Raw genomic sequence first — 21,468 nt, 5'->3', positions numbered from 1 at the left:
CCTGTTCGTGCGAAAATGACATGACGAACCTTTCTCACAAACAGGCATATGACGGAGGTGGCCGCCGGTGATAGTCATGACAGGGGCCTTCTTCGGGGCATCTGTCATCGCCTACCCTCTGGTTCGCCTGCTCGGTCGCAACGCTTTCTTCTTCCTCGCTCTCGTCCCCCTCGCGGGACTGCTGTGGAGCCTGTCGACGATCCCAGAGATCTTCGGCCCCGCCGCCCAGCCGGTCGTGGAGAATCTCGACTGGCTGCCCGAGCTCGGTCTCGCCGGAATCTTCCGCCTCGACGTGCTCTCCTGGATCATGACGCTGCTGGTGACCGGGGTCGGAGCCCTCGTCTTCGTCTACTGTGCACGCTACTTCCCGCCCGACGAGCCGGGACTGGCCCGGTTCGCGGGAATCTTCATGGCCTTTGCCGGAATGATGTACGGGCTCGTCATCGCCGACGAACTGCTCATGCTCTACCTGTTCTGGGAAGGCACCACCGTCTTCTCCTACCTGCTCATCGGGCACAGCCAGTCCCGCCGCCGTTCCAGGCAGGCGGCGCTGCAGGCCCTCATCGTCACCACCGCAGGCGGGCTGGCCATGCTCGTGGGCATGATCCTGCTCATCACCGCCACCGGCACCGGGCAGATCTCGACCCTGGTCGATCGAGCCCAGTCGGGCATGGACACCGGCGGAATCATCATCTCCGCCGTCATTCTCATCCTCGTCGGCGCGATCTCGAAGTCCGCGCTCATGCCGTTCCACTTCTGGCTGCCCGGCGCCATGGCCGCACCCACTCCGGTGAGCGCCTATCTGCACGCCGCGGCCATGGTCAAGGCGGGAATCTACCTCGTCCTGCGCCTGGCGCCTGGCTACAACAACATCCCCGGCTGGTCCGAGGTGCTGCTCACCCTGGGTCTGCTGACGATGTTCATCGGCGGTTGGCAGGCGCTGAAGCAGACCGACCTCAAACTGCTGCTGGCCTTCGGTACGGTCTCGCAGCTCGGATTCCTCACCACCATGGCCTCGTTCGGCACTCCGGACATCACGAAGGCAGCCTTGGGTCTGCTCATCGCCCACGCTCTGTTCAAGTCGTGTCTGTTCCTGTGCGTCGGAATCATCGACCACCGTGCCGGCACCCGTGACCTGACGAAGCTCTCCGGCGGCTGGAAGGCCTTCCCCGTCGTCGCCGTGTGCGCGACGATCGCCGCCGCCTCGATGGCCGGACTGCCCCCTCTGCTCGGCTTCGCGGCGAAGGAAGCCGCGTACTCGACCCTTCTGTCCTCGCCGGACAAGGCCTCGGTCATCGCCTTCATCGGCATCATGATCGGCTCGATCCTCACCGTCGCCTACTCGGCCCGTTTCGTCTGGGGCGCGTTCTCCTCGAAGCCCGGAGTCGACGACATCGCCCGCCGCGACGAGAAGCTCACCCTCGTCGTCTCCCCGCTCATCCTCACCGCCCTGACTCTGGCGCTCGGCCCGGGAGTCGGCCTGCTCGACGGCTACTTCTCCGCGTGGACCTCCGGGCTGCCGGCAGTGGCCGAAGGCGATGGGCACTACCACCTCGCGCTGTGGCACGGATTCGAACCGGCGCTCGCCTTCACCGCCGTCACCGTCGCCGCTGGCCTCGCTCTGTTCATCTACCGCCGTCCCTTCGCGAAGGTGCAGGCGACGCTGCCGTCGGGACTGGACTTCCACGAGCTCTACCGAATGCTCATCGGCTGGATGGAGGCCCTGGCGCTGTGGGTCACCGCCCGTACCCAGCGCGGTTCGCTGCCGTTCTACCAAGGCGTGGTCTACCTCGTCCTCGTCGCCGGACTGGGACTGGCGATCATCTCCAACGACACGTGGAACATCACGTTCCGGCTCTGGGACACCCCGCTGGACCTCATCGTCGCGGCCGTGCTCGTCATCGTCGCGATCGGTGCCACCCGAGCCAAGAAGCGGTTCACCGCCGTCGTCGTCACCGGCATCTCCGGCTACGCCATGGTCGCCTACTTCGCTTTCGTCGGCGCTCCCGACTTGGCCCTGACCCAGGTGCTCGTCGAGACCATCACGATCGTCGTGTTCGTCCTCGTCCTCCGCCGGCTGCCGGCGCGCATCGGCGAGTCGACCGGTCGACTCACCCCCGCCTGGCGGGCGATCATCGGCGGTGCCGTGGGCATCACCATGATGCTAGTAGTCCTCATCGCTTCCGGTGTGCGCATGGCCGATCCGATCTCCATCGACTTCGGTCAGCTCGCCTACGAGCTCGGTCACGGCAAGAACATCGTCAATGTCACCCTCGTCGATATCCGCGCGTGGGACACGATGGGCGAGATCTCGGTGCTCGTGGCCGCCGGAACCGGTATCGCAGGCCTCATCTTCGTCCGTGGTCGCGAAGGACACCTGCATCGGTTCGAACGAAAGAAAGACGGCACCGAGGCGGCCGGTCGCATCCGCTTCCAACCCGTGGCCGAGGACGTCGTCGACCTCCACCACGCCGGCCGCGGGGAAGGGCTGTCGCAGAAGCGTGCGTCCTGGCTCATCGCCGGACGGACCCTGGCTCCGCGCAATCGGTCAATCATCCTCGAGGTCACTGCCCGCCTGATCTTCCACGCCGTCATCGTCTTCTCCGTCTACCTGCTCTTCGCCGGCCACAACGATCCGGGCGGCGGATTCGCCGGCGGCCTCGTCGCCGGGCTCGCGCTCGTCGTGCGCTACCTTGCCGGAGGCAAGTACGAACTCGCCGAAGCGGCCCCCTTCACCCCCTCGGGAATGCTGGGCACCGGTCTGGTCACCGCGATCCTCACCGTCATCGGCGGGTGGATCTGGGGTGGGACGGTCTTCGAGTCCGTCTACATCGAGGGTGATCTGCCGGTGCTGGGCCACCTGTCCTTCGGTACGTCGACGTTCTTCGACATCGGCGTCTACCTCATCGTCGTCGGCCTCATGCTCGACATCCTCCGCTCGCTGGGAGCCGAGGTCGATCTGCACCAGGAGCGCGACGAGGCGATGCTGACCAACCGCATCCACGACAATGTGAACTTCTCCGAGGACATGGGCGCCACGGCCGAACATCGGGCCGTGTCCGAGATCATCGACCGCGTCAACGAACTCGACGTCGACAACGGTGCGGAAGGGGGCCGCCTATGAGCGTCCCCTTCATCATGGTCCTGGCTATGGGCGTCCTCTTCGCCGCCGGCATCTACCTCATGCTCGAACGCTCCCTGACCCGAGTCCTGCTCGGCTTCATCCTGCTCGGCAACGGAGCCAACCTGCTCATCATCCTCACCGCCGGCCGCGGTTCCCCGCCCCTGACGGACGGAGAGAACCTGTCGACCGAAGGCATGTCCGATCCGCTGCCGCACGCCCTCGTCCTCACAGCCATCGTCATCACCTTCTCCGTGACGGCGTTCCTGCTGGCGATGATCTACCGCTCTTGGAGGCTCATGCGCGCCGATTCGCTGCAGGATGACGACACCGACCTCCAGGTGGCGATCACGAAGCTCATCGACTCCGAGGCGGAGGCGAGCACCGACTACGACGACACCGAGTTCGGTGACGAAGCGGAGTCCCCGATCACCGGTGCCATCGACCTCGACGACGACGGCACGCCCGCAGAGCGGGAGGACCTCGCCGACGACATCGAGGACGCGTCGACCCCGGCGGAGGCCGATGCCATCGCCGAGGAGGCCGTGGACTCGCAGACGGAAGCGCACAGCGCCGAGGAGGCCGAGGTCACCGAAGAGGCCAAAGAGGCGAAACAGCAGGGAGACGACGCATGATCGATCTTCTGCCCGTGCTCGTTCCCCTGCCCGTTCTGCTGCCGCTCATCGGCGCTGGAATCGCGCTCATCCTGTCGAAGCACACGCGGGCGCAGAACATCGTGTCGATCGCGATCCTGGTCGCGGTGATGGTCATCGCCACGATGATCCTCTTCGGAGTCGATGCGCATGGGCCGCAGGTCGTGGCAATCGGCGGGTGGCAGCCTCCTGCGGGCATCGTGCTCGTCGCCGACCGGCTGTCGGCTCTCATGCTCATCGTGTCTGCACTGGTCACACTGTGCGTGCTCGTCTACGCCCTGAGCCAGGACGCCAACGACGATTCGAACGAGACTCCGATCTCGGTGTTCAACCCCAGCTATCTGGTGCTGTGCGCGGGCATTGCGAACTCGTTCCTCGCCGGAGACCTGTTCAATCTCTACGTCGGCTTCGAGATGTTCCTCGTCGCTTCCTATGTGCTGCTCACCCTCGGTGCCACGGCGGAGCGGATCCGGGCGGGAGTCACCTATGTGATCATCTCGCTTGTGTCCTCGGTGATCTTCCTCGCCGCCATCGGTGTCATCTACGCCGCGTGCGGCACCGTGAACATGGCGCAGCTGTCCGAGAGGATCTCGGATCTGCCGGCCGATGTGCAGATGATCCTCCACGTCCTCCTGCTGCTGGGCTTCGGCATCAAGGCCGCGATCTTCCCGCTGTCGTTCTGGCTGCCCGACTCCTATCCGACGGCACCGGCCCCGGTGACAGCGGTCTTCGCGGGACTGCTGACCAAGGTCGGCATCTATGCGATCATCCGCACGGAGACCCTGCTGTTCGCCGAGTCCTCCCTGCGGGTGCCGCTGCTCATCGCGGCCGGGCTGACGATGCTCGTGGGCATCTTCGGCGCCATCGCGCAGTCGGAGATCAAGAGGATCGTGTCCTTCACACTGGTCTCCCATATCGGCTATATGCTCTTCGGCGTGGCCCTGGGCACGAGTGTCGGCCTGTCTGCGGCGATCTACTACACGGTTCACCACATCATCGTCCAGACCGCGCTGTTCCTGGCCATCGGCCTCGTCGAAATGCGCGGCGGGTCCACCTCGACGAGGTCGCTCGGCGGTCTCATGGTGCTCTCGCCGGTGATCACGATCATCTTCTTCATCCCGGCTCTCAACCTCTCCGGCATTCCGCCGTTCTCCGGGTTCATCGGCAAGGTCGCACTCTTCCTCGCCGGCTTCGACGACCACGCGTGGCTGCCGACCGTCCTCATCGTCGCCGGCACCGTGACGAGTCTGCTCACCCTCTACGTCATCGGACGTACCTTCAACCTCGCATTCTGGCGTGATCCGGCCGATGCGGAGGAGCCGAACGAGGACCTCGTCGAGGAGTTCACGGAGCGGAAGAAGACGCTGCTGGCGGGGAAGAAGTGGAAATCTCAGATCGGCGTTCCCCCCGCCATGGTGGCGGCCACCTCGGTGGTGGTGATCGCCTCCATCGTTCTCACCGTCGCAGCCGAACCTCTGTGGGACATGTCGAACCGGGCAGCCGAGAACCTCTCGACGCCGATCGACTACGTCACGAATGTGCTCGGAGGTGATGAGTGATGAGCCCCGACCGAGACCAGGGACAGACCCGAGCTGAAGGCCAGGACCGAGTCCGCGGCCGGGACCGGGCAGCGGCACAGGACCGGGCGATGGGTCAGGACCGGGTGCCGGCGAACCGGGCGCGGATGAGCCGGGGCCGCGGATTCATCCAGCAGCTCGTGCTGCTGGTCTCGCTGGTTCTGCTGTGGCTGATGCTGTGGGATTCGATCACAGTGGTCACCGTGGTCACCGGAATCGTGCTGGCCTTCGTCATCACGCGCGTCTTCTACCTCCCGCCCGTTGTGCTCTCCGGACGGTTCAACGTCTGGCATGCGTTGGTGTTCGGTCTGTGGTTCCTCTATTCGGTTCTCCACGCCTCCATCGAAGTCGCCTGGTATGCGTTCCGTCGCAAAGCGGTCGGCGCGGGGTCCGTCGTCGCCTGCGATCTGCGCACGAGCTCGGACCTCGTGCTCACCCTCATCGCCGATACCGCCAGCCTCATCCCCGGGTCGATCATCATCGACAGCGATCGCGCCATGGGCATGCTCTACCTGCACTTCCTCGACTGCGATTCCGAGGAGAAGGTGCGCAAGGCGAAAGCGCAGGTCTACTACATCGAAGAGCTGCTCATCCGCACTCTCGGTTCGCACCGTGATCTCGCCGCCCTGCGGGCCAGACCGGATCCGCTGGCCGAAGCCGAAGGGGGCCGCTCATGAGTGAGATCGTCCTCCACTCCCTCGTCGTCGCCGGTTCGGTGCTGTTGGCCGCCTCGGTGGTCATTGCGCTCTTCCGGATCGTCCGCGGTCCGTCGATCCTCGACCGCATGATCGGCACCGACGTCGTGCTGGCGGCGATCATGTGCGGCCTCGGCGGGTATATGGCTCTGTCCGACCGGACGGACCTGCTGCCCGTGCTCATCGTGCTCGCGATGCTCGGCTTCGTCGGTTCGGTGAGCGTGTCGCGGTATGTGTCGAAGTCCGATTCGATGACTCCCGGCGCCGAGGCGGGGGCCCTGTCCGAGTTCAGTGCCTCTGACTGGCACATGCCCCGTGATGCGGACGAGCAGGGCGCCGGGCCCGGATCGACCTCTGTGCCCCAGGCTCGACCCGGCGATGACGTCACCGAGATCGCGGATGCCACCTACGACGCCCACGCCGACAGCGGCGGAGAGGGCGAGGGCACCGGACCCGACCCGGGACCCGATGACGCCGAGCACGTGTCGGATGGCGACGGGCAGGAGAGCAATCGTGGTTCTTGACATCATCTCGGCCGTGCTCATCTTCCTCGGCGCGGTCCTGTCCCTGGCCGCCGCGGTCGGTCTCGTCCGCTTCGGCGACCTTCTCTCGCGAATGCACGCGAGCGCGAAACCCCAGGTGCTGGGCCTGGTGCTCGTTGCCGTGGCGATCGCGATCCAGTTCCCGACTTGGGCGACGGTGACGACTCTGGCGATCATCATCTCCTTCCAGCTCGTGACGATTCCCGTCGCCACCCATATGGTCGGCCGCGCCGGCTATCGCACCAAGCACCTGCGTCGATCTATGCTGTACCGAGATGAACTCGCCGAGGCGGTCGACCGTGCCGAGGCCCGAGAGATCGCCTGGGAACGCCAGAGAGGAACCGGAACAGACCACCATGACGGCTGACAATCACACCGAGCCCCAACCACTCGTCTTAGTCGCCGATGATGAGCCCGACGTCCTCGGGGCAGTCGTACCGTTCCTCGAGCGCTCCGGTTTCCGGGTGTTGCCTGCCAGCGACGGACTGCTCGCTCTCGACGAGATCCATCGTCACAAACCCGATGTGTGCGTCCTCGACGTGCTCATGCCCGGAGCCGACGGTCGGCAGGTGCTGCGCCGCCTGCGCCAAGAGGAGAACTGGGTTCCGGTGCTGCTGCTGACCCAGGTCGGCGAGGGCGTCGAGCGGGCGATGGCGCTCGAAGAGGGCGCGGACGACTACCTCAACAAACCCTTCGATCCGCACGAGCTCGTCGCGCGCATCCGTGCCGTGCTGCGCAGGACCCGCAATGACGGTCCGCCCTTGGCCACGGCACCGGTGCTCGTGTCCAGCTTCGGCCTGCGCGTCGACCGTGTCGGACGCCGGGCGTGGTTGGGGCAGCGTGAACTCGTCATCACCCCGAAGGGCTTCACCCTGCTCGAGTACCTCATGGTGCACAAGGACGAGCTCATCGAACGCTCCCGCCTGCTCGAAGTGCTGTGGGGATTCGAAGAGGCCGTTGGCACCCGTGCCGTGGACTCCCGGGTCGCCGAGCTGCGTCGTGTGCTCGGCGAGGACGCCGCAGAACCGCGGTGGATCGCCACCGTGCAGGGGCGCGGCTATCGTTTCGTCGGTGAGGTCCGCGGCGAGGACGGACAGAGCCGTCTATGACGAACTTCCTTGTCTTCGAGATCCAGGTCTGGCTGTTCCTGCTGCTGCTCGTCATCGTGCTCGGCGGTCTCGCCGTCGGTGCCTGGTTCGGCTGGCGGTATCTGCAGAGGCGTGAGGCCGCGCTGCGGGAATCCATCGAGACGGCCGCGGCCGAGGATTCGATGACGAAGCGCAATCGGATGCTCATCCGACTCGATCATGAGCTCAAGAATCCGCTGACGGCGCTGCGCACCTCGGCGGCGAGCATCCGGGAGGTCGTCCGCGACGGCGGCACGCTGAGCGAGGTTGAGCCGGCCGCCAAGCAGGTCGACGTGTCCTCGCGCCGGGTCGCCCGACTGCTGGCCGATCTGCGCAAGCTCGCCGACGTCGAGACCCGCATCATCGAATACGCCCGCGTCGATCTCGATGCGCTCATCCATCAGGCCGTCGAAGATGCATCGACGGCGCCGGGAGCCGAGGACCGGATGATCGTGGCGACTGTCGCCCGTGCTCCGTGGCGGCTGCCCGATGTCGCCGGTGAAGAGGATCTGCTGCTCACCGCGATCCTCAACCTGCTGGGCAATGCTCTCAAATACTCGTCGCAGGCCGAAGTCGTCGAGCTGCGTGCCAATGAGCAGATCATCGACGGGCACCGCTGGGTCGTCGTCGAGGTTGCGGATACGGGCAGCGGCATCCCGCTGGCCGAACAGGAGAACGTCTGGGACGAGCTCTCTCGCGGTTCACGTGTACGCGCGGTCGCCGGTTCGGGCATGGGTCTCTCGCTCGTGCGTGCCATCGTCACTCGGCACGGCGGATCCGTGCAGCTCTTCAGCCAGGAGGGTGTGGGCACCTCGGTGCGCATGGTCCTCCCCGTCCTTGCCGATGCCGCGCCCGTGACCGTTCCGCAGATGTCGGATCATATGGATCGGGTCGCTGCCGGTTCGCATGCGGTGCAGCCGGTGCAGCAGGCGGATTCGCGGCAGGCGCCCGGATTCCTGCCTCCGCGTCAGCCCAATGAGGCCGAACTGCAGGGACGGATCCTCGGCACTCCGCGGCGGACGTCGAAGCGTCGTCTCGAGAGGGTCGACGGGAACCTGGTCAATCGTCGGACGGGCGAATCCGTCTCCGGTGGGTTCCCGCCGGATTCCGGTCAGCATTCGCAGTTCAAACCGCCGCGGCAGGCCCCGAACGCCGGAGGACAGAACCCGGGCTATGGGCAGCCGCCTGCCGGCAGCCAGCCGAACTCGGGTCCTCAGAGATCCGGCCCGCAACAGCCCGGACAGCCTTCGGTCGGAAGTCAGCCGCACTCGGGTCAGCAGAGCTTCGGGCAGACACCTGTTGGCAGTCAGCCCAATTCCGGTCCGCAGAACTTCGGCCAGTCCTACGCGGGAAGTCAGCCCAATTCGGGACCCCAGAACTTCGGCCAGCAGCCCGTCGGCAGCCGGCCCGGTGCTCCGTACAACGGTCAGCCGCCTGCGGGCAGTCAGCCCGCCGGCGGCCCCCAGTCCACCGGACAACCACCTGTCGGAAGCCAGTCCGGATCAGGTCCGCAAATGCCTCAGCACGGGTACGGGCCGGCTCAGCCGAATCTGAACGGCCCGGAAGCGGGGTACCCAGACCGTCGCCGCCGAGGTGACCAGCAGTGACACCAGCGACACCAGTGACTGGGCGCACGGCATCGGATACCTCATCCGTGGGGATCTTCGCAGCGAAGAGACCCGTTTCGGGGAGTCGTGCCGCGGGGAGTCCCGACGCGGGCAGACCCGCCTCGGCGCGACGAGCCGCGGCCGCCGGCACACTCGCACTGACCGTCCTCCTCAGCGGATGCTCGGTCCTCCAGATCCGCACGGAAGACAAGTCCGCAGGGCCGGTGCGGATCGGCGTGGAGGAGACCGCCGGTCCCGAGCCTACGGGCAAGCCCACCGAAGCCGGCATCCCCGAGGGGATGACGAAGACTTCAGTGACGTTCGGCAGCAGCTGCCCGGTCGAACTCACCTTCGCAATCGGTGATGACTGGAGAGACAGCACCGGGAGCACCGAGCAGTTCCATGTATTCAACCATGGCGAAGACACCACTCGCGGCGATACCATCCTCGTCAACTGCACCGACGAATACGGTGACAGTGCTCAGGAAGTCGTTGATCAGAAGAGACGGTACAACTTCTCCGAACAGGACTCACAGGTGTTGGCCGAGCAGACAGGGTCTCTGGCCGCGGGCGAGTTCTGGAGCTATCAGGGTGAACTCGGTCCGACCGAGATCCTCGCTATCAACAACGAACCGACTTATGCCTTCGGGGTGCAGACGGGGTATAAGATCAACGGGCGCCTGGTGAATCTGTCCATCGAGATGCGCACACCGAAGACGAACACCGAAGTGGCGGAGGACTTCAAGAAGATGCTTCCGACGGTGACGATCGATGGTGAGAAAGTCCCGTCACCGAGCTTCCACTGACGTGCCAGTGAGCACCGAACGACGTGGCGATCAGGTGCCCGCGAAGATAGTGCGCCCGCGAAGTTAATGCGCCCGCGATCCGGTCGACCGCCTCGGTGACTCCGGTCAGTCATCACAGTGGCCGGTCGCCTCGGCGATCTGGGGTTTCTCTGGATTTCGCCCCGGAATCTGCGCGGGGATCTAGGATGGGAAGATGACGACCCACGACGCAGTGACCCGACTCCTCGACGCCCGCCGCCTGCAAGGCCTCTTGACGAATCAGAGCGGCCGCGTCATCGCCCAGTACTCGTTCCTCAATTCCGAAGGGAATTCCTCCCTCAGCCACCTCGCCGATATCAGCGGGGAGACGCCCCGACGCATCACTCGCGGCGATCAGTCCGTGGGACCGGCCGCACTGAGCGAGAACGGCACGATCGTCTTCGCCTCCAAACGCAAGGGCGAGGACGGCAAGGATGCCGAGTCCCCGAGCCTGTGGGCCCTGCCGGACAACGGTGAGGCCCGCAAGCTTGCCGATCATGAGGGCGGTTTCTCCCGCATCGAGGTCAAGGGCGAGACCATCATCGTCGAGTTCCCCGTCCATACATGGGCCGCCGACGAGAACGACCATCAGGAATTCAGCTCCGAACGCAGCGACGCGAAGGTCAGCGGGATCCTCCACACCGGTTTCCCCGTCCGTCGCTGGGATCATGATCTGGGGCCGGGACGGCAGACCCTGGCTGTGGCCACCCTCGACGAGGCGGCCGCCGACTTCCCCGAAGTCAGTGACGAGCTGAGTGCCCCGGCGGGCTTGGACTTCCGGTACCTGTCCCTGCCGTCTGGGCGACTTGTCGATTGGGCCGTCGACGATGGGGCGCGCTTCGCCCTCGTCCAGCTCGAGAAGCCGATCCCCGGACAGCTCGAGGCCAGTGAGGTCTGGCGCGTGGACCTCGACGGGGAACCCGAACTGCATCGTCTGACGAAACCGGCTGCCGATCACAGCTTCGACATCGAGGCGATCAGCCCGGACGGGACGAAAGCACTGGTCACTCGCGTACAGAACTGGACTCCGCAGACCAACCTCGCGGCCGAACTCATGGTCCTCGATCTCGAGACCGCGGAACTGAATCCTGTGTGGCCGGATGGTGATTTCTGGTTCTCCCCGATCTGGGCAGACGATTCGACCATCGTGGCCACCGCGGATGATCACGGTCGCGGCAGCATCTTCATCGGTGACATCAATGATGCTCAGCCTCGGCGGCTCGTCGGGGGCGCCGATCAGAAGTATTCGTTCTCGGGGCTGGCCCTGCGCGAGGACACGGTCGTGGCGACCGCCTCGGCGATCGATGTCGCGCCGCTGCCGATCTCCGTCGACCTCCGCACCGGGGTCATCAGCGAGCTCGCGAACCCCGCGACGGTGCTCGACGAGGAAGGCACCCTCACCGAGGTCGAGGTCCGTGCCGAGGACGGCACGCCGATCCGTGCGTGGCTGGTGCTTCCGGAAGGGGAGGGGCCGCATCCGCTCGTCGTCTTCGCCCACGGCGGACCGTGGGGGTCGTGGAATGCGTGGACTTACCGGTGGAATCCGGGTCCCTTCGCGGCTGCCGGCTATGCGGTGCTGCTGCCGGACCCGGCGATCTCCACCGGCTACGGGCAGGCGATGATCGATCGCGGTCAGCAGCAGCTCGGCGGCACTCCTTTCACCGACATCATGGCGCTGACCGAGGCCGCAGGGGAGAGGGCGGACATCGATTTCGAACGTGTCGCCCTGGCCGGCGGGTCCTACGGCGGATACATGGCCAATTGGGTGGCCGGGCATACCGGCAGCGCGTTCAAGTGCATCGTCACCCACGCCTCTCTGTGGAACACCACGTCGATGGGGCGGACGACGGACAATTCGTCGTGGGATCAGGCGATGCGGGAACAGTCGACTCAGTATTCGCCGCACCTGTTCGCCGATGACATCGAGGTGCCGATGCTCGTCATCCATGGCGACAAGGACTACCGGGTACCGATCGGTCAGGGTCAGGAGCTGTGGCTGGATCTTCTCACTCGGGCGAAGACTCCCCTCGACGCCGATGGCGACACTCAGCATCGGTTCCTCTACTTCCCCGACGAGGGGCATTGGATCCTCGGCCGCGGGAACGCCGAGGTCTGGTACCGCACCGTGCTCGCGTTCCTCGATACGCATGTGCTCGGCATCGACGCGAACCGAGTTCGCACACTGGGGTGAGCCGGCAGTCGGTTCGTCGGTTTCCTGAGGTGGGCGCGGCAACCGGTTCGTCCGCGCCGCGCGGTGGGGCGGTAGCTGCCTCGTCTGCGCCCCGCGCTGGGGAGGCTACCGGTTTGACGGCGCCCCTGGGGCGAGGCGGCAAGCGGTTCGTTCGCACCTGGGGCGAGCCGACAGCCGATCTGTCGGCACAACACCCGTCGGCACCTTGCCCGACGAGACCCAACTCGCCAAGACCCTGCTGCGGGGCAAATTCACCAACTGATTCCGTACCCTGAATGAGGCGTTCGCAGAGCGATGGAAGGACCCTGATGACACAGACCGAACAGATCCCCGCCGAGGCGGTCATCCACAATGCGTGCATCCTCGACGGCGATCGGGTGACGTTCACCGAGGGGACCGCGGACACGTGGATCGCGGTCGCCGAGGGAACGGTCACGGCACGGGGCCGCGGGGACGGCTGGAAGGACAGGGCCGCCTCGGCGAGAGGTGAGGTCATCGACGCCGCCGGCGGATACGTGGCTCCCGCGTTCGTCGATATCCACTGTCACGGTGCGGGCGGTGCGAGCGCCGAGGACAGGAGCGAGGGGATCGATGCGATCCTCGACGTGCATTGGGCCCACGGCACCGGCAGGCTCGCTCTGTCCTACGTCTCCGACACGATCGAGGGGCTGTGTGAGTCCTTGCGCGCGGGCGCCGGACTCGTCCGTGAGCGGGCCATGGTCATGGGCCTGCACGCCGAAGGCCCGTTCCTGTCCCCGGATTTCAAAGGTGCGCATGCGCCCGAAGTGCTCACATCGCCGACTCCGGAGGCGGTCGAAGCAATCCTCGAGGCGGCCGATGGAACTCTGAGCCAGATCACCATCGCGCCCGAACTTCCCGGTGCTCTCGATGCGATCGGTCGGTTCTCTGCGGCAGGGGTGCGTGTGGCCGTCGGTCACACGGCTGCCGATTATGCGCTGGCCGCGCAGGCCTTCGAGGCGGGGGCGAGCATCCTCACCCACGCGTTCAATGCGATGCCCGGAATCCATCACCGTGCTCCGGGGCCGGTCCTCGCCGCGGCCGAGGCCGAGCATGTCACCGTCGAACTCATCAATGACGGCGTCCATGTCGTCGCCCCGGTCGCGCGTATGCTCCACGAACTCGTGCCCGGGCGCATCGCTCTCATCACTGACGCCATGGCCGCGACCGGCCTGCACGATGGGAGCTATCACCTTGGTTCGCTCCCGGTCGAGGTCAAGGATTCGGTGGCTCGTCTGGTTACCGCGGATGGCACTCAGGGCGCCATCGCGGGGTCCACGTTGACGATGGACGAGGCTGTGAAGCGGGCCGTCGCCGAGGTGGGACTCAGCCCGTTCGACGCTGTGCAGTCCGCAGGATTCGTTCCATTGCGTGCGGTGGGCGGAGTGCCGGAGCCGGGTGATTCTCTGCAGGCGGCGGGCGGTGCCGCTGGTGCCGGCAGCCTGTTGGCTCCCGGAATGCCGGCTGATCTCCTGCTCCTCGATGAGGACATGAGCATCCGAGCCTCTTCATTGGGGGACTGAACCCGCCTGAACCGGGCTGAATCGGGCCGAACCGAGTTGAACCGGGCTGAACCGAGTTGAACACGGCTGAACTTGGAAAGTGGGCACAGCTGTCCCCTGAAAGTTGGGGCGGCTATTTGTCGAACAGGGAGTCGACGATGTCGTCCGCGATGAAGCGGGCGTGGAGGATCGGCTTACGAGCCGGGTCCTTTGCGGCAGGCGGAATGTAGGCCGGTCGCCCGTCGAAGAGCATCACCGTGTCCCAGGCGGTGCGGTCGAGCAGGTGGTGGTGATAGCTGCAGAGCAGCGCGAGATTATTGATCTCCGTCTTTCCGCCGAGCGACCATGGAAACACATGGTTGGCATCGCACCAACCGGGAGGGGCGTCACAGCCGGGGAAGGTGCAACCTCGGTCACGGGCGGTGATCACTGCCAACTGTTTGCGATTGGCGAAGCGCTGTTCTGTGGCCACCTGCATCGTCTTGGCCCTGTCGCTCATGAGGTGGAAGAACAGCGAGCCGTTGAGGCCGTTTCTCATCAGTTCCTTGATGGGAATGGGATTGTCGGCGCCCGTGGTTCCGTGTCCTGTTCCTTTGGCCAGATCTTCGGCGGTGGCGTTGATGACGAGAGCATAAGGCGCTCCTGCAGCCGTCCGCTGCTTGTCGATCGTCGTGACGAGGCCGGCGAATCGTTCGTAGATCCATTCGCGCGCCGAGGGCTGTTCGGCGCTGACGTCGACGAATCCGCCGTCCTCACGAACGCCGACGCCGGGGACGGCAGCCGAATTTCCGCTCGTGCGAGCTGCGTTGAGATCGGGTTCCGGAACTCGCTTCGCGTCATATCGGTCACCGGAGAGCACCGCGTCGACGATCTCAAGCAGCTCTTTGTCTGGCAGCGGCGAGCTCGTCTCCTCAGAAGCAGCGGTTACGGTGGCGGGATTGCCCGCGGCCGCGATCCCGGAGGCGCCAGTCGCCGAGTCGGCACCGGTCTTGTCGGCTTCTCCCGCAGACTGGATCCGTGAGGTCAGCAGTCCGTTGAGAGTGCCGCCGGTGACGGGGTCGAGCAGTCCACGCAGCTCCCAGTCGCCGTTGGCCTTGGCGCGCATGGACATGTTGTACGCAGAGCGGTCGGCCGAGTCATTCGGCTCTGCGCCGTCCGGGTCGATATAGCCCATGAGCTTGCCGAAGATCTCGCGCAGGTCCTTGAGACGGACCTTGGGCGCGTTGTCGACCAAGCGCGTCTCGACGTCGGTGCGGACCGTCTGACTGACCCACGTGGGCAGTTTGCGCATGCAGTCTTCAATGACAGACGCCTGGGCGGCGGAGACCGTGCCGGCATGGAGCGCATCTGCGACGACAGGGTAGAGAGGCGGCAGAGCCTGTCCGGCCATGTCGACGCGTCCGCCGAGGTTCTTGGCCATATCGGTGCGGCGATTCGCTTCCGCGCCGGTGAGGTTGAATCGGTTCTCGATGAGCGACTTCGTCGACTTGGCGCCGAAGTCGCTGGGTGTTCCGACACGTTCGCAGACGGAGAGCGCGAGCGTCGACAATGCATCGTTGATGCGTGTGATCGCCTCGACCCCATCGGCGAGCATGATGGCCTGATCCGGTCCCATGGGGCGATCGAACGAGCGCAGCTCATCTTTGAGGCTCATCAGCTGAGTGATCGAAGAGGTGACCTCGGGCGCAAAGCGGCTGAGATCTGCCCACTCCTCGTCGGCCAGCAGCGGGTGTCCGCTGGTCTGCGAGGAGTTGTCGGCGTTCCGATCGGAATGATCGGAGCTGCGTTCGGGAGTGAGGGTCATGGGGATGAATTCCGTTCACCAACATCGTTGTTGTTGGAATCCAGTGTACGCTCATAATGCATGGAAAGCCATAGATGATCGAAAAAAGTTTCGAACACAAATTCAGTGTTCGTCACAGTTCGAGGATGCTCACAAGATTCTTTGTGTCCATGCAGGTCAGGGGTGGTGTCGGCTGTGGCCGAGGTGAACCGGCTTCGAATGTGTCAGTCGGTCGTGGCACGATTGGAGTATGGATGCCCTGCTCCTCATTGACACCGACGACGCCAGCTACCCCAGCGATGACGCCATGGAGACCCTCGGCGATATCGTCACCCGCACCCGCGCTGTGGGCGGTGTGCTCATCTTCGCGTCGACGAAGGCCGACCTCGCCGACACTCCCGATGAGGAGCTGAGCATCTTCGTCCCCGATGAGGAGGATCTTGTGCTCCGATCCGAGAGTCCGGATGTGTTCGAGGGCGTCGACGATCTGGCCGCAGGTCTGCATGACCTCTCCGTCGACCGGATCATCATTGCCGGCGCCGACGCGTCCTCCGCGGGCACCCCCGGAGCCGTCTACGCCTCGGCGATGGCGGGTCTTGTGTGCAACTTCGACGTTGTCGTCCTTTCCGACTCCACCACTGACCCCGATGGCAACCTCGTCGCCTGGGGGGATGCTGCCGCTGATGCCGGTGCCATGGTCAAGAAGACCGCCGATACCTGGCTGCGGATGTAGGCTCAGTCGCCTTCCCGAAATTGTTCTACATTGAGTAGAATGTGGGAGCGAGCTGAGAGGAGGGCCCATGACCGGATGGACGAAATCCGTACGTGCGCTCTTCGCTGCCCTCTTCACGACTCTCCTTGCTCTGCTCATGCACCTCGGTGCCGGTGGCGGCGTCTCGATTCCGGGCACTGTGGTCGTCTTCGTCCTCGTCCTCTGGGCGGCGATGATCGTCGCAGGCAGGCGTCTGGGCTACCTCACTCTGGCCGGCTTGCTCGGCCTCGGACAGGTGCTCATGCACCTGACGATGAGTTGGTCCGCACACACCTTCGCCCATGCGGGGACCCACGCGGGAACCGCTCAATCCGGAAGCGGGCAGGCCGGAGCTGCAGGTGCCGGATCCACTTCCGCCGAGGCGGCCCTCCATGCCCACGCCGGACACATCGTCCCAGCCTCCGGCTCCCTTGACCTCGGTCCTGCCGCAACCGCGCTCGGACATGCGAGCCACGGGGCAACCTCGGCGGGAATGATCATCGCCCACGTCGTCGCCGTCCTCGTCACCGCCGTGATCCTCAAACGCGGTGAGGACATCGTCCTCAGCATTCTGCAGCTGGCACTGGGCCCGGTGATCGGCGCACTGCGAGCCCTCGCCGAGGCGGCCGGAGTCCTGGCCGACGAACCGTTCCGCAAGCTCTGCGCTTCGTTCCGGGTGCCGCAGCCGGTCACATCGGCGGTGGTCGGCCCGAACTACCGCCGCGGCCCTCCCGCGTTCGGCTGACATCCCAATCGGCGTTTGCAGCGCCGACCCACACCTGGTTTCCCGGGTGACCATCCATCTTCGGGCGACCGCCCAGACAGCGGCGGGCCGCCCCTCGGTGACAGTCGAACACGTCCGCGCACACCGCTGCGCGCAGAGTACACGTACCCGCACCCTGGCCAGCACATGCCCTGCGCACTTGCACTCGCACGAGCTGCGCGCAGGCAACTGTGACCTGCGCAAAGGCTCACGAAAGCGCTGCCGGTCAGCCGCGTTCCCTGCACACAGGCGGACGAACGCGATGCGGCTCAGCGCCCGCAGCTTCGGGCAGCAGAGACTCTGCGACCGAAGATCCTCGTCGTCTGACGGCGGGGGACACGCGGGACTGCCTGTGCCAACAGGTGACCGCGGCGCGCGCCGACATGTGCTCGACAGCACCTGAATGACGAAAGTGCAGACATCATGCGAAAGAACATCACCCTGGCCCTTGCCCTGCCCATCGCCGTTGCCATCGGCCTGGCAGGCTGCGGCCAAGACGACAGCAAGGCTGCCGGTTCGACACAGACCGACGGCGGCAGCTCCACCTCGGCGGAATCCTCGGAAAGCGCAGTCGACGCCGAAGCGCTCAGCTTCGACGGCGCTTGGGTCAAGGCCGCCGACGACGGAATGACCGCGGTCTTCGGGGAGCTGAAGAACAACACCGACGCCGACATCAACCTCGTCGAGGCGAAATACGCGGACGCGGAGATGGTCGAACTCCACGAAACCGTAGGCGACGGCTCAGGCGGAATGTCCATGCAGGAGAAGAAGGGCGGCTTCACCATCCCGGCCGGGGAGAGCCTCCGCTTCGAGCCCGGAGGCGATCACATCATGATCATGGGACTGAAGAAGGCGATCAAGCCGGGCGAGCAGATCAAGCTCGATCTCGTCACCGCCGATGACGAGACCGTCGAGGTCACGGCCGTGGCCAAGGAGTACTCCGGAGCCCAGGAAGACTACGCGCCCGGTGAGGCTGAAGGTTCCAGCGACGACCACGGCGACCATGGTGAGCACGGCGACGAGGGCAAACACATCGGCGCCGACAGCGAAGAGCACGAGGACTCCGATCACGGAGACCACGGTGACCACTGAGCCCGGTCGCACCGGCTTCAGCCGCCGAGGTCTCCTGACCTCGGCGGCCGCGGCCGGCGGTGCAGGTGTCGTCGGTGCCACGGCCGGATTTGCGCTCGGCCGCGGTCCCGGATCACAGGGCACGAGCGCCGGTGACGGTGGGCCGCCTCGGCGAGATCTGGATGGCGCGAACGGGCCGCAGACCGAGCCGTTCTACGGCACTCATCAATCCGGGGTCGAGACCCCGCCGCAGGCCTATGCGCACTTCATCGCGTTCACGTTGGGGCCCGGGATCAAGGCCGCCGAGGCGGTGCGCTGGCTGCGCCTGCTCACCGCGGATGCGGCCGCGCTGACGCAGGGGCAGGCGCCGTTGGCCGACTCCGAATCCGAGCTCGCCGTCGACCCTGCCCGGCTGACGGTGACCTTCGGGTTCGGAGCCGAGCTGGTGGCGCTGGCCGGAACGGAGCACGTGCCGGATTGGCTGAAGCCCTTGGAAGCGTTCTCGATCGATCGCCTCGATCAGGACCGCTGCCAGGGCGACCTGCTCCTGCAGATCTGCGGCGACGACCCGCTGACCTTGGCACATGCCAGGCGCATGCTGTTCAAGGATTCGCGATCGTTCGCCGAGGTGGCCTGGCAGCGGGACGGATTTCGACGTGCCTACGGCAGCGCAGGGGAGGGGAAGACCCAGCGGAACCTCTTCGGCCAGCTCGACGGCACTGCGAATCCTGGACCCGGATCCGAGGACTTCGCGCGGACCATCTGGGGGCAGGGCACCGAGACCGCGAATCCGGTGTTCTCCGCCCGCGGGGAGCCGCCGGCCGACCTCGGTGCGCATCTGCCGGTGTGGATGCGCGGGGGAACGACGCTGGTTCTGCGCGATATCGCGATGAACCTCGACACCTGGGATCAGGCCGACCGACCGGCACGGGAGTTCGCGGTCGGGCGGACCATGGGCACCGGGGCACCGCTGTCGGGTGAGGACGAGTTCGACGTCCCGGACTTAACCGCCGTCGATCAGCGCGGACTGACGAAGATCTCACAGGTCGCGCATATCGCCCGGGCCCGCGACGGACTGGGTCCGGAGGTGCAGATCCACCGGCGCACGTTCAACTACGAGACCGGTGCGGGTGGGGATTCGGGGCTGCTGTTCGCGTCGTTCCAGGCCGATATCGAACGGCAGTTCCTGCCGATCCAGCGCCGACTCGCCGAGGTGGACCTGCTCAACGAATGGACGACCCCGATCGGGTCGACCGTGTGGGCGATCCCGCCCGGAGCGACCGAGGACGGGTACGTCGGGCAGGAATTGTTCGACGGCTGAGAAAGCGGCGCGGCCGCCGGACCCGCAGAAGCGGGGGCGGCGGCCGCACCGTATGTTCGCGCAGCGGCTCAGTCGGTGATCTCGGAGTCGAAGGCCTTCGGATTGTCCTTGACCCACTGGTCGACGGCGTCGCCTTCCTGGCCCTCTTTGTATTCGTTGACGATGAGGTCCTCGAGCTCACCGTACGTCTTGTCGTCGAGCTTGATCCCCTTGATGAGCTCCGACGCCTCAGGGAACTCGTCGCTGAAGCCCTCGGTACCGAGGAAGTGCATCTTCTCCGGATCGCCCATGGCGTTCTTCGGATCCTTGAGCTCCTTGACGTCGTAGGCATTGTTCGCCCAGAACGGACGCCACAGGGTGACGACGATGTCGTCCTGCGCATCGATGGCATTGCCCAGCTCGGTGAGCATGGCCGGGGTCGAGGAGGTGACGAGTTCGAAGTCCTTCTCGAGGTCGTAGGCAGGCATCATCGAATCCTTCGTCACCTTGGTGAGACCGGCTCCGGGCTCGATGCCGACGATCTTGCCGTCGAACTCGTCGGCATTGTCTTTGAGCTCATCCATCGAATCGATGTCGACATAGTCGGGCACGACGATCGTGTTCTGCGCCTTGTCGTAATAGGTGCTGATGTCCTCGATCTTGTCGCCGTACTCATCCATGTACTGCTTGTGGGTCTTCTCCGGCCAGGCGGAGGGGTAGATGTCGATGTCGCCGTTCGCCACTCCCGCATAGAGGATCGCGGCCTCGGAGATCGTCTCCAGCTCGGGCTCGTATCCCAGCTTCTCGAGCTGGTCCTCGAGCAGGAACGCGGTGCTGCGGCTGTCGGACCACGAAGAGATGTAGCCGATCTTGATTGTGCCCTTGTCGCCGTCGGAGCCGGAGTCCTTGCTGGCTTCCTGGGAGCACCCGGTCAGGGCGAGACCCAGGGCCGCGCAGGCGGCGACGACGGTGGTGATTGTGCGTGACTTCATCAGTTTCCTCTTCGCGGTGGCTGCTCGAGCGCGGTGAAACCGCCGACTCTGGCAATTCCGATCGTCCGAGCAGGAACATGTGAATGCAGGATCATTTGTGATCACAAAAGTTGGTACGGCAATGTAATCACATTATTCGCGTAACTTCCAGTGGCGTCCTCCAGATCTGCCGTGGCCCCCGACCGGTGTCCGGAGAGCTCCGCCCGGCGGACAGCTGAATGCGGCAGACTACCGGCACGGAACGGGACCAAAACGAGCCCGGTGCGGGACCGAAGCGAGCCAGACGCGGGCCAAGAACGCTGCGTCAGCGTCAGCGTCAGAACAGCGGCTGCGGCAGGGCGTCTTCGAACTCGAGGAGACGCCGCTTGGTCTCGAGCTCGTGCCCGGGCAGCCCGCCCGAATACCCGCCGAGTCCGTCACCGGCGACAACACGATGGCAGGGGACGATGATCGGGATCGGATTGAGTCCCATGATTCCGCCGACGGCACGCGCCGGAATCCCGGTTCCGCTGGCTTCGGCGAGCTGTCCGTAGGTGACCGTGGTCCCTGCCGGGACCTCTTCGGCCAAGGTCGTCAAAACGGTGCTCGCGACGTCCGAGATCTGACCGAAGTCCACGGGCAGGTCGAAATCGCCGAGGCGGCCGTCGAAGTACGCTCGCAACTGGGCGACCGCCTCGACGAGGGTCGGATCCGAGGCGGCCGCCTCGGTGGGGTTTGAATCGTCGGCGTCAATTGCCTCGTCAGATGTGCGCCATTCGAGTCGGACGATGGACCGGCCGTCGCTGGTCACAGTGAGAGGGCCGACGAAGGTGTCGACGGATGCCGAAGCAGTCGTCATGGGATGTCCTCCGTTCGGTCCCGCGCACCGAAATCGGTGTCAACGGCAATTCTCAGTCGAGTCTACTCACACAGCTGTGCCCTCCCGACTCGAATGAGTCGAGAGGGCACAGC

At 65.5% G+C, this 21,468-nt stretch carries 18 protein-coding genes; 15 read left to right on the top strand and 3 right to left on the bottom strand.

The annotated features are described in order from the left end of the window. The first annotated feature begins 76 nt into the window (after positions 1-76). From ACVZTU_RS17060 to ACVZTU_RS17010, 11 genes are all read left to right on the top strand, one after another. Positions 77-3,124, top strand: a complete 3,048-nt coding sequence (locus ACVZTU_RS17060) for a Na+/H+ antiporter subunit A (protein WP_482401764.1) — start codon at positions 77-79, stop codon at positions 3,122-3,124. Continuing rightward, complete coding sequence (locus tag ACVZTU_RS17055) at positions 3,121-3,756, top strand: Na(+)/H(+) antiporter subunit C (RefSeq protein WP_482400942.1); 636 nt, start codon at positions 3,121-3,123, stop codon at positions 3,754-3,756. The genes ACVZTU_RS17060 and ACVZTU_RS17055 overlap by 4 nt, the downstream gene beginning before the upstream one ends. Continuing rightward, positions 3,753-5,333, top strand: coding sequence for a Na+/H+ antiporter subunit D (locus ACVZTU_RS17050; protein ID WP_139468982.1), 1,581 nt, complete (start codon positions 3,753-3,755; stop codon positions 5,331-5,333). Before ACVZTU_RS17055 ends, ACVZTU_RS17050 begins: the two co-directional genes overlap by 4 nt. Next, positions 5,333-6,028 (top strand): Na+/H+ antiporter subunit E, encoded by a 696-nt coding sequence (locus ACVZTU_RS17045; protein ID WP_248284005.1) that lies wholly within the window; start codon positions 5,333-5,335, stop codon positions 6,026-6,028. Before ACVZTU_RS17050 ends, ACVZTU_RS17045 begins: the two co-directional genes overlap by 1 nt. Continuing rightward, positions 6,025-6,570, top strand: coding sequence for an MrpF/PhaF family protein (locus tag ACVZTU_RS17040; protein WP_139468983.1), 546 nt, complete (start codon positions 6,025-6,027; stop codon positions 6,568-6,570). The genes ACVZTU_RS17045 and ACVZTU_RS17040 overlap by 4 nt, the downstream gene beginning before the upstream one ends. Beyond that, entirely contained in the window at positions 6,560-6,955 is a 396-nt protein-coding gene (gene mnhG / locus ACVZTU_RS17035) for a monovalent cation/H(+) antiporter subunit G (protein ID WP_101546653.1), read from the top strand. Before ACVZTU_RS17040 ends, mnhG begins: the two co-directional genes overlap by 11 nt. After that, positions 6,945-7,697, top strand: a complete 753-nt coding sequence (locus tag ACVZTU_RS17030) for a response regulator transcription factor (RefSeq protein WP_139468984.1) — start codon at positions 6,945-6,947, stop codon at positions 7,695-7,697. The genes mnhG and ACVZTU_RS17030 overlap by 11 nt, the downstream gene beginning before the upstream one ends. Continuing rightward, positions 7,694-9,322, top strand: coding sequence for a sensor histidine kinase (locus ACVZTU_RS17025; RefSeq protein ID WP_482400941.1), 1,629 nt, complete (start codon positions 7,694-7,696; stop codon positions 9,320-9,322). Before ACVZTU_RS17030 ends, ACVZTU_RS17025 begins: the two co-directional genes overlap by 4 nt. Beyond that, complete coding sequence (locus ACVZTU_RS17020) at positions 9,319-10,128, top strand: hypothetical protein (protein WP_482400940.1); 810 nt, start codon at positions 9,319-9,321, stop codon at positions 10,126-10,128. The genes ACVZTU_RS17025 and ACVZTU_RS17020 overlap by 4 nt, the downstream gene beginning before the upstream one ends. Positions 10,129-10,321: 193 nt before the next feature. After that, positions 10,322-12,337 carry a S9 family peptidase gene (locus ACVZTU_RS17015; protein ID WP_482400939.1) on the top strand — a complete coding sequence of 672 codons (2,016 nt, stop codon included), beginning with the start codon at positions 10,322-10,324 and terminating at the stop codon, positions 12,335-12,337. 308 nt (positions 12,338-12,645) lie between these two features. Beyond that, the gene (locus ACVZTU_RS17010; protein ID WP_139468987.1) at positions 12,646-13,878 is read left to right on the top strand and encodes an N-acetylglucosamine-6-phosphate deacetylase; all 1,233 of its coding nucleotides are present in this window, start codon (positions 12,646-12,648) and stop codon (positions 13,876-13,878) included. A 112-nt stretch (positions 13,879-13,990) separates the two neighbouring features. Here the strand turns inward: ACVZTU_RS17010 and ACVZTU_RS17005 are convergent, their stop codons facing one another. Further along, positions 13,991-15,661, bottom strand: a complete 1,671-nt coding sequence (locus tag ACVZTU_RS17005; RefSeq protein WP_482400938.1) for an HNH endonuclease signature motif containing protein — start codon at positions 15,659-15,661, stop codon at positions 13,991-13,993. A gap of 229 nt (positions 15,662-15,890) precedes the next feature. Between ACVZTU_RS17005 and ACVZTU_RS17000 the strand changes: the two genes are divergently transcribed. The 4 genes from ACVZTU_RS17000 to ACVZTU_RS16985 all read left to right on the top strand — a co-directional run bounded on the left by ACVZTU_RS17000 (position 15,891) and on the right by ACVZTU_RS16985 (position 19,546). After that, positions 15,891-16,373 (top strand): ferredoxin reductase domain-containing protein, encoded by a 483-nt coding sequence (locus tag ACVZTU_RS17000; protein WP_139468989.1) that lies wholly within the window; start codon positions 15,891-15,893, stop codon positions 16,371-16,373. 67 nt (positions 16,374-16,440) lie between these two features. After that, positions 16,441-17,136, top strand: coding sequence for a hypothetical protein (locus ACVZTU_RS16995; RefSeq protein ID WP_139468990.1), 696 nt, complete (start codon positions 16,441-16,443; stop codon positions 17,134-17,136). A gap of 441 nt (positions 17,137-17,577) precedes the next feature. After that, positions 17,578-18,246: a copper chaperone PCu(A)C gene (locus tag ACVZTU_RS16990; protein WP_139468991.1), complete on the top strand. Its 669-nt coding sequence runs from the start codon at positions 17,578-17,580 to the stop codon at positions 18,244-18,246. Beyond that, complete coding sequence (locus ACVZTU_RS16985; protein ID WP_482400937.1) at positions 18,236-19,546, top strand: Dyp-type peroxidase; 1,311 nt, start codon at positions 18,236-18,238, stop codon at positions 19,544-19,546. The genes ACVZTU_RS16990 and ACVZTU_RS16985 overlap by 11 nt, the downstream gene beginning before the upstream one ends. A gap of 68 nt (positions 19,547-19,614) precedes the next feature. Here the strand turns inward: ACVZTU_RS16985 and ACVZTU_RS16980 are convergent, their stop codons facing one another. Continuing rightward, entirely contained in the window at positions 19,615-20,517 is a 903-nt protein-coding gene (locus ACVZTU_RS16980) for a glycine betaine ABC transporter substrate-binding protein (protein ID WP_482400936.1), read from the bottom strand. 316 nt (positions 20,518-20,833) lie between these two features. After that, positions 20,834-21,355, bottom strand: coding sequence for a methylated-DNA--[protein]-cysteine S-methyltransferase (locus tag ACVZTU_RS16975; protein WP_482400935.1), 522 nt, complete (start codon positions 21,353-21,355; stop codon positions 20,834-20,836). Positions 21,356-21,468 lie beyond the last annotated feature (113 nt).

The organism is Brevibacterium sp. OS20, assembly GCF_056837565.1.
The sequence above is the reverse complement of the archived record's forward strand: the minus strand, read 5'-3'. Positions and strand labels throughout refer to the sequence as shown.